This is a genomic window from Vibrio gallicus, from assembly GCF_024346875.1.
GTDB classification, from domain to species: domain Bacteria; phylum Pseudomonadota; class Gammaproteobacteria; order Enterobacterales; family Vibrionaceae; genus Vibrio; species Vibrio gallicus.
The window spans coordinates 377,237-391,244 of the sequence record NZ_AP024872.1 but is presented as its reverse complement, the minus strand read 5'-3'; the positions used below and the strand labels follow the sequence as shown (position 1 = coordinate 391,244).

Here is a 14,008-nt window from a genome sequence, read left to right as displayed (position 1 = left end):
TTGTTTGATACGAAAAAAAACCGCCCATTAAAGGCGGTTAGTTAGGTGTTTGTATCTGACAATTAGCAGATTACAGAAGCGCTACCGATTGCTGAGCAATAACGAACTCTTCGTTCGTTGGGATAACAACTGCTTTAGCACCAAGCATCTTAGATTCAGCGATTTGACCCGATGCACCAAAGCGAGCGGCTTCGTTGCCTGCAACGTCTTCTTCAAAACCAAGGATTGAAAGGTTCTTGATAACTTCACGGCGAACATCAAGAGAGTTTTCACCAATACCACCAGTAAATGCAATCGCATCTAGTGAAGAAAGAGGTGCTAGGTAAGAGGCAATGTACTTAGCTACACGATAGGTAAATACGTCAAATGCGAGTTTAGCGCCCTTGTTACCTTCGTTCATTGCTTCTACGATGCCACGCACGTCAGAGGTAATTTCAGAGATGCCCAAGAAACCTGATTTTTTGTTCAGCATTTCGAATACATCTTCACGAGCCCAACCTTTCTTGATTAGGAATTCAATAACGATTGGGTCGATATCACCACAACGAGTACCCATCATTAGGCCCGCAAGTGGAGTGAAGCCCATTGAGGTATCTAGACATATGCCATTTTCAACAACAGCAACAGATGCGCCGTTACCTAGGTGAACAGTAATAACGCTTGTTTCTTCAACTTTCTTACCGATCATTTTTGCAGCTTCACGGCTTACGAAGTAGTGGCTAGTACCGTGTGCACCGTAGCGACGAATACCATATTTCTCATAAAGTTCGTAAGGAACAGCGTAAATGAACGCTTTTTCAGGCATTGTTTGGTGGAATGCAGTATCAAATACAGCAAACTGAGGCAAAGATGGGTAAGCTGACATTGCAGCACGAATACCTTTTGCACCCGCTGGGTTGTGTAGAGGAGCAAGTTCAGAAAGGTCTTCAATCTCTTTAAGAATCTCGTCATCAATGCGAACTGCACTATCGAATTTCTCACCACCGTGAACGATACGGTGACCTACCGCTACGATGCTATCGCAAAAGCCTAACTCTTCCATAAGCTTAACAACACGGCTAACAGCTGCTTGATGAGGATTTTCTAGGTCGCTGATTGCTTCCTGAACTTTCTCGCCATTAAACTTCCAACCAATCACGGCTTCTGGCAAGCCAAAGCATTCGCCAAGACCAGAGATCAATGCGTCTCCTGATTGAGAGTCAATAACTGCAAACTTTAGAGAAGAGCTGCCTGAGTTGATAACTAGTACGTTCTTGCTAACCATGTTTAAAAATCCTAAATATGACCGGGGTGCATTATATTTATGCGTTTGATGCATTCGATTATCAAATATTTTTTGTCGAATTCAAATTTTTTTAAGTTGAATTGTATTACAAAAAGCAAAAACCTTGAGCTGGATCATGTTTTGAATTTTTTTGAGCTCTAAATTTAGTAACTTATATATCATATTCAAATATTTTTGAACCAGATCGATTACTATTCACTCTATATTAAAATATTGTAGTAAAAAAAACGGCGCTATAAGCGCCGTTTTTTTAGATATTACTCTGCAGTTTTGTTGCGGGTATGGCCTCTTTCTCCACGAAAGTTGCCACGATTGTCTCCGCCACGGTTACGATCGAAACGACGTTCCCCGTCACGACGACCACGACCACCTTCACGGTTACCTTCGCGGTTACCACGATAACCACCACCATCACGACGAGCACCACCACCATCACGGCGACCACCACGAGATTCGCGGAAATCGTCAAAGTCGCAAACTACAGCTGCGGTTTCTTTTTGACGAATACGAAGCTTACGTAGTTTACCAGCGGTTTCTGAGCTCATTGCTTTTGGCAATTGTACAAAGGTATGTTCCGGAGCAAGTTTAATTGCACCGATAGAACCTTTAGTAAAGCCTAACTCATTTGCAAGTGCGCCAACGATATCCTTAACCTGGACACCTTGCTCACGACCAACTTGCAATTGGTAAGTATCCCACTCTTTGTTGTCTTGACCGTAACCACGACCACCTTCACGGCCGCCTTCACGACGACCATCACGCCCACCTTCACGACGTTCAGTGCGGCGCTTCTTATCACGTTCAATAGCCGCAACCATAGGATCATCGCCAACATAAAACAGAGGACGTTTACCTTGCTGACGGCGTAATAAGATAGCCGCCAATGTTGCCGCATCGATCTCTAGGTTTGCTTGTAGCTTTTCTACTAATTCAGCAAACTTATCTAAAGAGCTATGTGACAAGTCAGCTGCAAGCTCAAGACCCAGTTTGTTTAGACGTGATTCAGCTACTTTATCGCGTAGTGGCAGTTGAATCTCTTCCATTGAAGATTTGGTTACGCGCTCGATAGTGCGCAGCATACGCATTTGGTTAGTGCGTACCAATAGGATAGCTTTACCCTTACGTCCAGCACGACCTGTACGGCCGATACGGTGGATATACGATTCTACATCGAATGGAATGTCGTAGTTAAATACGTGTGTAATACGAGGCACATCAAGACCACGAGCAACAACGTCCGTTGCTACTAGGATATCAATCACGCCGCGTTTAATATTGTCTACTGTACGTTCACGTTGAGACTGAGGAATATCACCATGTAGCGCCGCAACTTTAAAGCCACGGTCTGCTAGATAGCTTGCAAGGCGTTCTGTGTCTTGGCGTGTACGCACAAATACAATAGAAGCGTCAGTTTCTTCAGTTTCAAGAATACGAGTCATTGCCTCATCTTTCTCAACGCCTTTAACTACCCAAAAGTTTTGCTCAACTTTATCAACGGTGTGGTTTTTACCAGCAACATCTACGAATGCTGGATCACGCAAGAAACGCTCTACAATGGTTTTAAGCATTGGAGGCATAGTTGCTGAGAAAAGTACACGTTGTGCCGAAGTAGGAGCATGCTCCAAGATAGCCGTTACATCATCTACAAAACCCATGTTAAGCATTTCATCTGCTTCATCGAGAACAAATGTATTTACTTCATCTAGGTGTAGACGATCACGGTTGATAAGGTCTTGTACACGACCAGGTGTACCAACAACGATATGCGTTCCATTTTTAAGAGCACGCATTTGATCTACGATTGAAGTACCACCGTAGATTTCAAGAACCTTAAGGCCACGAATGTTTTTACCAAGGTTTTTGATTTCAGCTGCAACCTGGATCGCAAGCTCACGTGTCGGCGCAAGAATGATAGCCTGTGGTTTGCGTTGGTCTAGGTTAATTTGAGTAAGAAGTGGTAGAGAGAAAGCCGCTGTTTTACCAGTACCAGTCTGTGCTTTACCTAGCGCATCTTTGCCTTGCAAAAGCAAAGGAATAGAAGCTGCTTGGATAGGTGTAGGAGTAACAAAACCCATGCCGTCAAGGGCAGAAAGGATTTGTTCACTAAGTTTTAAATCGCTGAATTTAATTTCAGATTCTTGCATTGGGATCCCAGTTTACTAGTCATTAAAAACGGTCCCATGTGCTTTCTAATTCATACACAAATCCAGCATATGCAACATTTCCGTGCTTTAAGGAAAGGATAAGCATATAAAACGCATCAAGCCGCCAGGGACAAAATAAGGAGGCGAATTCTGCCTTAAAAAACGGACAATTACCAGAAATAAATTGAAATAGATCACAGATCGGGTACTAACTACCCCACTCTATCATTGTAATTCTGGTAATTTGGACTCTGTTAGTACGAGTTCTGTCCGCGTTTTAATGCTTAGATTTAAGGGTATATGTTCTCGGTACCCTAATATTTGCGCCCTTGCCCATCAGAGTGTAGTTGTTTAACCAGATCTTGACGATCTTGATATGACATATTGTCGGATCCCGTATGGGCACAACCGGCTAATACAAGGGTGAGTAACGCAGCGAATATTATTTTCATGAGTGTTCTCCTGTCTACCTACACCGCACAACAACAAGTCGTACTGTTGCAGGTTATACGCCTTGAACGAGCATATCGATCTACATCTACAGCGATTTAAGCTTCTGACCGTTACGCTAATTAATAAGACCGGATTTACACTAAAAACTTCCCAGACTGCGCTTAATCACAAAATTAGTTACCCTCAACATATCTAACCACACTCATAAATCAGGTGCAGTAACAGTTAAATCGCAGCCAACAAATGATCTTCTTGTTATACATTCCTTTTGGTTGAATGTAGAATATAACCCAGTAACACGTCGCCCAATTTACGCGCCTCCAACAATACCTCTTGGCAATGCTCAGAGCGTTTTGAGGCAGGCTTTGGAAAAAGAATTAAACCTATTTAATATCAATGAGTTACATTATTATACATGTTTGCAGATAACCCGTTGCTCGCTCAACTAAAACAGCAGATAAAAGAAACCTTACCTACCAAAGAAGGTACCATTAAGGCCACAGATAAAAGTTTCGGTTTTCTTGAAGTCGATAGTAAAACCAGCTTTTTTATCCCACCTCCTTACATGAAAAAGGTCATGCACGGTGATAAGGTTCGAGCGGTAATTCGTACTGAAAACGACAAAGATTCAGCCGAGCCGGACCAGTTGCTTGAGCAAGCCGTTAACCGTTTTATTGGTCGCGTAAAGTTATTCAAAGGCCGTCTAAATGTTGTTCCTGATCACCCACAACTGCGTAAGCTTTCTCTAAAAGCGAAAACGGCACGTGGCATCAAACGCGATGAGTTTGCTGAAGGAGATTGGGTTGTCGCTCACCTAATCGAACATCCTCTTAAAGGCGCTGATGGTTTTCTGGTTGAAATTACTGAGAAAATCACCGATTCAAATGACAAAATTGCCCCTTGGTGGGTAACTTTAGCTGAGAATGATCTACCCAACACTGAGCCTACAGGCCTTGATGAGTGGACGTGCCTTGATGATGAGCAATTGGTTCGCGAAGACCTGACACACATTCCATTTGTGACCATAGATGGCGAGTCAACTAAAGATATGGATGACGCTCTATTTGCGAAATCTAATCCCGATGGCAGCTTCGAGCTCACCATCGCAATCGCCGATCCAACCGCTTATATCACGCCTGACAGTGAAATGGATAACGTTGCTCGCCAGCGCGGCTTTACCATTTATCTTCCTGGGCGCAACATTCCTATGTTGCCACGTGAATTGGCGGATAACTTATGCTCTCTTATTCAAGATGAACAGCGCCCTGCATTATGCTGCACCGCCACTATCTCCGTCGATGGTACTATCAACGATGATATACGTTTCTTTGCAGCGAATATCAAATCGCACGCTCGCCTAGCTTATAATCACCTATCTGATTACCTAGAAAATGGTTCAAGTGAAGCATGGCAGCCAAGTGAGACCATCGCTCAAGTAGTCACCGATTTAAACAACGTTGCTAAAGCACGTACACAATGGCGCGAAACAAATGCGGTGATCTTCCCTGATCGTCCTGATTATCGCTTTGAACTTAGCCAAGATAATGACGTTATCGCGATTCACGCGGATAAACGCCGCACCGCCAATAAACTGGTGGAAGAATGCATGATCAGCGCCAATATTTGTGCCGGTCGAGTATTATCAGAGAAATTAGGCTACGGGGTATACAATACCCACAGTGGCCTAAAAGAAGATAAAATTGAAGGCGTTTTAGAGTTAGTTACTGCCCACGGAGCTCAAGGGTTCGATGCAGAAAACGTGACCTCTATTGAAGGATTTAGCGCACTTCGTCGTTGGTTAAATGAACAGCCAACTCAATATCTTGATAATCGCATTCGTAAACATCAAACCTATAGCGAAATCAACAACAAGCCAGCCCCTCATTTTGCAATGGGCTTAGAGCTATATGCGACTTGGACATCCCCTATCCGTAAATATGGCGATATGATCAACCATCGTCTTCTAAAAGCGGTGATCTTAAATAAACAGCCGGTGCAACAACCCGACGATACTGTGGGTGAGGAAATGTCTTTGCACCGCAAGCATCATAAGATTGCAGAGAGAAAAGTAAGTGATTGGTTATATGCTCGCACACTACATAAAGACGTTTCGGCTAAAACACAGTATCACGCAGAAATCTTTGATATCAATCGAGCGGGAATGCGCGTTCGTCTACTAGAAAACGGTGCTGCGGCCTTTATTCCAGCGTCACTGATTCTCGATAATAAAGCGCGCATCGAGCTCAACAATGATGAAGGCACATTATCCATAGACAAAGAAATCGTTTATAAGCTAGCGGATACCTTACAGGTAACGCTATCAGAGGTGAATATCGACAAACGCAACATCGTCGCAAGACCGGTAGAAGTGTTTGCTGATGCGCCTGAAAAGTCAGAATAATTTCGGCTTAGAGGCTACCTTGTAGGTAGCCTCTTTTTTTTAGCATGTTAATATGAAGCAGTCGCAGTATTCAGATACCACGCATGGGCCATATTACTCACTTAACACTCTCATCAAGCGCACCGAACGCTCATTGTTTTCCACCACAATATTCGTGTGGCATCGTATGGTTAGTCTCTGGATCCCTAAAAATAGTGACGCCCGCTCAAGATATTGTAATCGGCGAGAGTCAATATTGTTTTTTTAGAACTACCGACAAATTAGAAGCTTTAAGCATCGATAGAAACAGCCCTTCTGTTGAAGCGCGCATCATCTTGTTTGACCCAAACTTCCTTGAGCATCAATTACCTAACACTCAAGGTGCAACAACCTCAGCCTATCCAATATTTGCAGCATCAGATTTAGATACTCTACTACTCAGAACCTTATACAGCAGCCTGGAATTGTCTCAGGATCAACACACCCATACCCATATAACTCAAGCGCTGCTGGCACATATGAATTATTGTGATCCTACTTTCTTCAACTTCGTATACCAATCACTAAGTTTGAGTTTAGTAGAGCGCATCATTTGGTTTATTGATACCAGACTCGATCAAGATCTCTCTCTAGGGAATCTTGCACAGTATTTAGGGTGTTCAGAGTCTACAATCAAGCGAAGATTATTCGATGAATCACTATCTTTTAGCGAACTGCTGCGAACAAAACGACTGCATAAGGCAGCAACACTTTTACGCTCAGGTCGACAGACTATAACGACCATAGCGACACAATCAGGATTTAACAGCGCCGCTCATTTTGCCAGTAGCTTCAAAGGCTATTACGGCTGTACACCGAAAACATTTCGTCGCGAGCGACGCAAGCCATAACATTAAACAAAAGGGAATTTTCATGAAATTCAGCTATTCAAACCCCACTAAAATCCATTTTGGACAAGGTCAAATCTCTCAGATATCAACCGCAATCCCGTCGACTAGCAAGGTGTTAGTCATTTATGGTGGTGGTTCAATCAAGAACAACGGGGTTTATGACCAAGTTGCACAAGCCTTAGAAGGCCATCAATGGCAGGAATTCTCTGGTGTTGAGCCTAACCCTACCGTAGAAACCTTAGACAAAGCTGTCAGCCTAGTAAAGGCACAAGGCATTGATTATATCGTCGCTGTAGGCGGCGGCTCAGTTATCGATGGTTCTAAATATGTTGCGGCGGCGGCTCACTACGAAGGCGACGGTTGGGACATCTTGATTGGAAAACATAAGGTAACCAGTGCAGTCGATTTAGGGGCTATTTTAACTCTGCCGGCAACCGGTTCAGAGTCAAACCAAGGCGCAGTCATTACTAAAAAAGCCACTCAGGATAAACTGTCATTTCTATCGCCTTGCGTTCAACCAAAATTTGCAGTTCTAGACCCAGATTCAATGAAAACTCTGCCAGAACGACAACTGATTAACGGCGTTGTTGATGCTTGGGTGCACGTATGTGAGCAGTATCTAACCCTTCCTGTTGGAGCTATGGTGCAAGATGGCTATGCTGAAACCTTACTCAAGAATCTAAAGACCCTAGGTGAGCAATTCCAACAGCGTGATAGCGATCAATGGCGCGCCAATTTAATGTGGAGTGCAAACCAAGCGCTGAACGGCCTAATAGGAACCGGAGTCCCGCAAGATTGGGCGACTCATATGATTGGCCATGAACTCACAGCGCAATGGGGTGTTGACCATGCACGCTCGCTAGCTATCATTCAGCCGTCGCTACTACGTAATCAAATCGAAGCCAAGCGTGGCAAACTACAACAAATGGGTAAAAACGTATTTGGGCTTGCTGAAAGTGACGATTTAGCCGAACAAACTATTGCCCATATCGAGGCATTCTATCAAAGCCTTAACGTCCCAACGCAATTGACCGAACACGGTGACGACAAGCAAGGCGCTATTACTATCGTGCTAAAACAACTCGAATCCCATGGTTTGGTTGCCCTAGGAGAGAGCCAATCAATCACCTTGATTGAGTCGAAACAAATTCTCGAATCCGCGATCCAGTAACGTAAATCACGATTTGTAATCGCTACGCAAAGGCAACCTTATGGTTGCCTTTTATGTCATTTAAGCCTCGACAATCTTCATTAAAGTGAACTCAGCGCAATACTCCTCACTATTATCGCGCTGTGCAAAATAATATTGAGTAATTGCAAACCTAAGATTGATTGATCATTAAACACGCCCAAACAAAAGGTGAACACCAACACCAACCTTGTTCATTGTTTTAAGGTGATACTTGCACCTTAACCTGCCTAACCTCAAGGTATGCACGGTTAAGATAACAATCCTAACATCAACAAAAACACATAACCGCATGTTTACACTAGCCTTTTAATAATTAGCACCTTCACCTGCCCTGTACTTCACAGCCGGACAGTCATTTAACAGATCGAGCTTCTTCTGGCTATAAACAGAGCAAGCAATAGCTTAAAATGTAGATAAAGCTGAGCCCAAAACCACTCAGCAACACCCCTGCGAATCAAAGTAAGATCCCATTTTCGATCTGTTGTCTTTTTCGGTCAAAGGCTTCATATTCATCGCAATTCACAAAAGCACGAAAGGAAAAACTTCAACCACGAATGATTGGAGTTATTGGTTCGCTAGATAAATAAGGCAGTTTAACGCGTACCCAAAAAGAGCAAACTTTCCTTTATATATGAATATTATCTAAGGCCTATAAATGAAAAATACTATGAAAATTTCAAGCGTTGTAACTGCTTTACTTGTAGCTATTGGCGTGACTGGTTGCAATGACCACTCTAAATCACCAGATGTTGAATACCTCGACTTAAATAAGACCGAGCTAAACGCTATCGATACATTGATAACCGGTGTCAACAAAGACTATGACTGGCCGATAAGCGCTAGCAGTGAAGATAAGGCAGATAGTAACAGCAAATATACTACGGTAAAATTTAGCGCAACCAAACCCTTCACCTCAGATACAGTAGAAGGCGAGTTTTCTCAAGAAATTCATAAGATTTTCACTTATAACTGGCAAGAGCTTAAAAAAAATGCAGCGGGAGAATATGAAGATATTGCTTCTAAACCCCATCAAATTAATATCGGGGTGCCTGGTTTAGCAACGACTCAGGATAAACTACAGGATTTACTTAACAGCGACCAACTCTCCCGTGAAGATATAATCAAACAGGCAGTGTGGAGCCACTTCGCACTACCAATGGCATTGGGAAACAACCAGATTGGTGCCTATACCAGTTTTGATGCACTCACCAATGAGCCTGTAGTTGCTAACGGCAATAAGCCATTATGTAAATACACTGTGAATACGAACCAGGCTCCGCGTAGTGACTTTAGTATGCGATGCAGTATTCCCGCATCTATCAGCCCATTTAACAGCCTAACGTCCGTGACTCTTGAGCAAGTGTATAATAATGGCCAAAGCCCTCAACAGGCAGCCAAATATTACACAACGAGTCGTGGTACAAACTACGAGGCGTATCACTTTATACAGGTTATCGAGCCTGAAAATGCAGAGATACCATCTGCTGATATACTTATCCACCCAGGTATTGGAATCATCTCTATTGAGCTAACAAATATCAAGCTTTCACAGAGTTACAGCATCCAAGCCACACAAACAAAGTGGCAATGGTTTAACAATAATCCCAATATTCTTGACCAAGACAACTAATAAAAAAGGGCAGCTATTTAGCTGACCTTTGTTGTCTGTTTTTGTTCTATCAGAAAAAGTCTATCGATTTACGACCCGACTTCGGGTTTCTTTGTGGCTGTTGCGGCTCAGGCTTGGCTTCCTGTACTGGTTGAGGCTGTGGCTCAAAAGGCGCTTCTGCAATTTCTGGCAGCTCAAATTCAGCACGTACCGCATCTGGATTCAAAATAACCAGGTAGAACTCCTCGTTAAACTGCACCAAATCACCATCCACCAGCTTACGGCGTTTACGCAGCTCAAGCTCGCCATTTACCGCGACAAAGCCCTGGCTTATCGCTTGTTTTGCTTCGCCACCACCGCTTACCGCATCAGCAATTTTAAGCACCTTGTAAAGCTCAATCGGTTCACTGGTAACCTCTACGCCTATCGCTTCTATTTCGACTTCTTGTTCTGAGTCAAACTCAGGGGCATCATGTGACAATGTTTTGTGCCTTGTGAAAATATTTACTTGGGTTAAGTGTAACTGCTATTGAAACTCTGGCATAGCAGAGAGTTTGGCATGCCAAGCAACAATAGCTGGGTATTGAGCGTCGAATTCAACCTTAAACGCCATCTTCATCACATTGACAAACAAGAACGCCGTAATATCGACAATCGTTAAACGATCACCCACAACATAGGAGTATTGGGACAGACGTTTTTCCAGTTTATCTACAAACGAAACGGCTCTTTGCTTAGCTTCCTCACCCCAAGCCGCTACACAATTTTCGCGGTCTGCATAAAACCCGCTAATATTACGAAACCCTTGAAAAGCCATCATCAAGCCTTGCAGCTCAACAACACGATGCCACATTTCAACTTGCGCCTGCTCCACCGCTCCCTTACCAAACAAGTCATGCTTGTTATCTACCACAGAGTCTAAATAACGACATACCGCTACAGATTCACTGATACAGGTACCATCATCTAGCTCTAGCATAGGTACTGTGCCACTTGGGTTACGGCTCTGAAAATCTGCTACAAGGTTATCACCCCCCTTGAGATCGAGCTGTATTCTTTCTACATCTGTATTTAGAAACTTCAAAAAAATGCTCACTCGACGGCTACTTGGTGTTGCAGCAGTTTCAAATAATTTCATAACTCGTTCCTTGATTTTGTGTGCTTATATATGATGCCTATTTAAAGGTAGTCTTAGCCTGCCGTTACTCAAATTTATATTTCTAATTAGAGACACAAGTCATATATCTATTATTTTTCAAACAGTTGCTGAGTTCCTGTTCCGCACAATGTTATCACGCGCAACGCTTCAGTAGAGTCCACATCCTCAAGAATATCAACATCACGGTTTGATACGATGTAAGAGTATCCAGATGTAGGTACTGGCGCTGTCGGGCAGAAAACCACTACGCTATCAATCTTATCTAAACTCTCAATCACAAACCCAAGCAATGACGCATTTTCACGCCCAGTTGGATAAACTCGACATGCTGTTTTCTTAGTGATATTTAGCGAATCACCATCAAGTAATTGCTTAGTGGTTTCTGAAATAAAGCCGTAGCCTGGCACCTTTCTGGCTATCTTTTCAAACAGACCATATGCTGACTTACCAATCTTGGTAGTGATGATCAGCCCAAGAGTGAAGCAGCTACCTAAAATCAAAGCAAAAGCCAACGCAATAGAGATTTGCTCAGAATAGCCAAAGTTCCCCACCCAATCGACTATTGGGTGAATAAGATCGGAAACAGTTGTTAGAGTCCAAACGACCAAGTAAGCCATTGCAGCAATCGGTAGCAATACCATCAAGCCCAACATAAAGGTAAGTTTTATTCGTTTTTTCATGATCATTTCCACAAAATATTCGGAGCCGGATTCTAACAAACATTGAGAGGAAACGATGCTTAGTGATGTAAAACCTTAATACTCATTATTTGGTGATAGAACAAACTAATACTAAGCGATTGTATTTATTATTCTTTTCTTGCATTTCAGCCATGTATAAAACTAAGTGAATAAATACATTGCAGATAATACCCAATCAATTGAATACTTTTCTCAATTTTTTAACCACGTTCTTTTTAGAGGACACACACCTAATATTGGTGTATGTCCTCAATTACAACCCTCTCAATTAAAGCGCTTATCTGCTAATTCGCAACTAAGCTGAAGCTGATCACATACAGTGTTTCAGTTTGTGGATAGATCTCTCTTATTACGCTCTTGAGCTCACTCAATGTCATATTCTCTTGCGCCGCATGCAGTTGTGACAGGTCTTTAAATTGTATCGGTTCAACTGATTTAATCATCAGATCACAAAACCAACGCCCCTGCTCAAATGTCGCAACGCTCACCTGACTATTGAGTAAAAAATCTTTCTCATCTTGATTACGAATCGTAATCGTTTTTTTACCCGATAAGATATCCGCCTCAAAGCGCTCAAAAAACGTTATCGTGGTTAAGCTCATGTTTGCTATCTCTTTTATATTTTGAGTTGAACCGATTACTATGTAAAAACACCTATTTTATAAACAATTTACGTAGCACTCGCAGTGTCAGGCTTTTCGCTTTTAGCATATAGCGCGCTCTAGGTAACCAAGTTGGCGTCCTCAATACAGTGCGCGCATGACTAAAGCTTAGAAAACCTTCCTTACCATGATAACGTCCCATTCCCGACTCACCAATACCACCAAACGGCGCATCTTCTGCCGCTACCTGCAAAATAGTATCGTTGATCGCCACGCCTCCGCTGTGGGTCCGGTTAAGGATATAATTGGTACTGATATCATCTTCGGACATAATATAAAGCGCCAACGGCCTTTCGCCTTTATTGATAATGGCAACCGCTTGCTCTAGATTTTGGTATCCTACTACTGGCAAGATTGGCCCAAATATCTCTTCTCTCATTAGCCGCAGTTCCGTATCCGGATTTAACACCAAATGAGGAAGCATGCGACGGGAATTATCAGATAATGCATCGCCAGTAACAGGTACTACGCGACAGCTCTCGCATAATTCAGCTTCCGATAAGTACTGCTGCAGCCGACGATGTTGGGTGTCATTAATGATATGCGTAAAGTCTTGAGGATTATTGCCATACAAGGTGATAAAACGCTCAATAAATAACTCGGCAAATGCATCGGCTTTATCTTGCTCAATCAATACGTAATCAGGCGCTACGCAAATTTGTCCCGCATTGACACACTTACCAAAGATAATACTATCCATCACCTTATTTAAATCACTCGATGGGGTGATAACGACTGGCGATTTACCTCCTAGCTCCAATGTAACTGGAACCAAATTTTTGGCGGCGCTTTGTGCCACTAGGCGACCTGTATGGGTTGAACCGGTAAATAAAAGATGAGCAAACTTTAAACTGGTAAATTTTGCAGCTATTTGCGCATTCCCCGTCACAACCTGAACATGTGAATCTAATGGTCTAAGTAGGTCCTTTATCACCTCATTGGTGCGAGGAGTATACTCACTGAGCTTGACCATTATTCTATTACCCGCTGCAAGAGCGGTCGCTAATGGTGCCAGGCTTAGCATAATTGGAAAGTTCCAAGGTGAAATAATTCCAACGACGCCTACAGGCTGATATTGAACCTCAAGCTTTGAGGGTGACAACAGCAAACCGGCTTTACGAGGCGATGCTTTCATCCATTTATTTAGATGTTTAACGGTGTAATTGATATGAGAAACCGTTGGCATGATATCCGCCATAACCGTGTCAAAATCACTGCGCGATTCAAAGTCACTATTTAGCGCAGTAATCAATGCATTTTGGTTTTCAAGCAGTGCTGATTTTAAGAGTTTAAGTAAACCAGCACGATGCTCAAAACTGGAATTAGGTTGAGCGTTGTAAGCTTGTTGCAACAATTCAAAGCTGCTTTGTAGTTCATCCTGCACTTGCTCGACGTTATCTCGAATAAGGTTTAGGTGTGGCATTAACAATTCCTTTTTTATTTTTATAGTTTAGTCGGCTCAACAATAGAGAGAATCACCTTTCATCAAAGATGTAATACGTACTTAGTGAGAGTTTAATAATAAGAGTCTAT

General features: G+C 42.7%; 12 protein-coding genes. 4 read left to right on the top strand and 8 right to left on the bottom strand.

The window, feature by feature from the left end:
• Nucleotides 1–70: 70 nt before the first annotated feature.
• The 3 genes from OCU28_RS13360 to OCU28_RS13350 all read right to left on the bottom strand — a co-directional run bounded on the left by OCU28_RS13360 (nucleotide 71) and on the right by OCU28_RS13350 (nucleotide 3,881).
• The gene (locus tag OCU28_RS13360) at nucleotides 71–1,264 is read right to left on the bottom strand and encodes an acetate/propionate family kinase (protein ID WP_261818175.1); all 1,194 of its coding nucleotides are present in this window, start codon (nucleotides 1,262–1,264) and stop codon (nucleotides 71–73) included.
• Nucleotides 1,265–1,542: 278 nt separating this feature from the next.
• The gene (locus OCU28_RS13355) at nucleotides 1,543–3,429 is read right to left on the bottom strand and encodes a DEAD/DEAH box helicase (RefSeq protein WP_261818174.1); all 1,887 of its coding nucleotides are present in this window, start codon (nucleotides 3,427–3,429) and stop codon (nucleotides 1,543–1,545) included.
• Nucleotides 3,430–3,743: 314 nt separating this feature from the next.
• A complete protein-coding gene (locus OCU28_RS13350; RefSeq protein WP_261818173.1) occupies nucleotides 3,744–3,881 on the bottom strand; it encodes a lipoprotein in 138 nt (45 codons plus the stop codon).
• Between the two features lie 416 nt (nucleotides 3,882–4,297).
• Between OCU28_RS13350 and rnb the strand changes: the two genes are divergently transcribed.
• From rnb to OCU28_RS13330, 4 genes are all read left to right on the top strand, one after another.
• Complete coding sequence (gene rnb, locus OCU28_RS13345) at nucleotides 4,298–6,283, top strand: exoribonuclease II (RefSeq protein WP_261818172.1); 1,986 nt, start codon at nucleotides 4,298–4,300, stop codon at nucleotides 6,281–6,283.
• 194 nt (nucleotides 6,284–6,477) lie between these two features.
• Complete coding sequence (locus OCU28_RS13340; protein WP_261818171.1) at nucleotides 6,478–7,152, top strand: AraC family transcriptional regulator; 675 nt, start codon at nucleotides 6,478–6,480, stop codon at nucleotides 7,150–7,152.
• A gap of 22 nt (nucleotides 7,153–7,174) precedes the next feature.
• Nucleotides 7,175–8,323, top strand: a complete 1,149-nt coding sequence (locus tag OCU28_RS13335) for an iron-containing alcohol dehydrogenase (protein WP_261818170.1) — start codon at nucleotides 7,175–7,177, stop codon at nucleotides 8,321–8,323.
• Nucleotides 8,324–9,011: 688 nt separating this feature from the next.
• Nucleotides 9,012–9,974 (top strand): hypothetical protein, encoded by a 963-nt coding sequence (locus OCU28_RS13330; protein WP_261818169.1) that lies wholly within the window; start codon nucleotides 9,012–9,014, stop codon nucleotides 9,972–9,974.
• 49 nt (nucleotides 9,975–10,023) lie between these two features.
• Here OCU28_RS13330 and OCU28_RS13325 read toward each other — a convergent pair whose 3' ends face one another.
• From OCU28_RS13325 to OCU28_RS13305, 5 genes are all read right to left on the bottom strand, one after another.
• Nucleotides 10,024–10,434: an RNA-binding S4 domain-containing protein gene (locus OCU28_RS13325; protein WP_261818168.1), complete on the bottom strand. Its 411-nt coding sequence runs from the start codon at nucleotides 10,432–10,434 to the stop codon at nucleotides 10,024–10,026.
• A 45-nt stretch (nucleotides 10,435–10,479) separates the two neighbouring features.
• Nucleotides 10,480–11,091: a glutathione S-transferase family protein gene (locus OCU28_RS13320; RefSeq protein WP_261818167.1), complete on the bottom strand. Its 612-nt coding sequence runs from the start codon at nucleotides 11,089–11,091 to the stop codon at nucleotides 10,480–10,482.
• Nucleotides 11,092–11,201: 110 nt separating this feature from the next.
• Entirely contained in the window at nucleotides 11,202–11,792 is a 591-nt protein-coding gene (locus OCU28_RS13315; RefSeq protein WP_261818166.1) for a DUF502 domain-containing protein, read from the bottom strand.
• A 305-nt stretch (nucleotides 11,793–12,097) separates the two neighbouring features.
• Nucleotides 12,098–12,415 carry a N(4)-acetylcytidine aminohydrolase gene (yqfB, locus tag OCU28_RS13310; protein ID WP_261818165.1) on the bottom strand — a complete coding sequence of 106 codons (318 nt, stop codon included), beginning with the start codon at nucleotides 12,413–12,415 and terminating at the stop codon, nucleotides 12,098–12,100.
• A gap of 52 nt (nucleotides 12,416–12,467) precedes the next feature.
• Nucleotides 12,468–13,898: an aldehyde dehydrogenase family protein gene (locus OCU28_RS13305; protein ID WP_261818164.1), complete on the bottom strand. Its 1,431-nt coding sequence runs from the start codon at nucleotides 13,896–13,898 to the stop codon at nucleotides 12,468–12,470.
• Nucleotides 13,899–14,008: the final 110 nt, after the last annotated feature.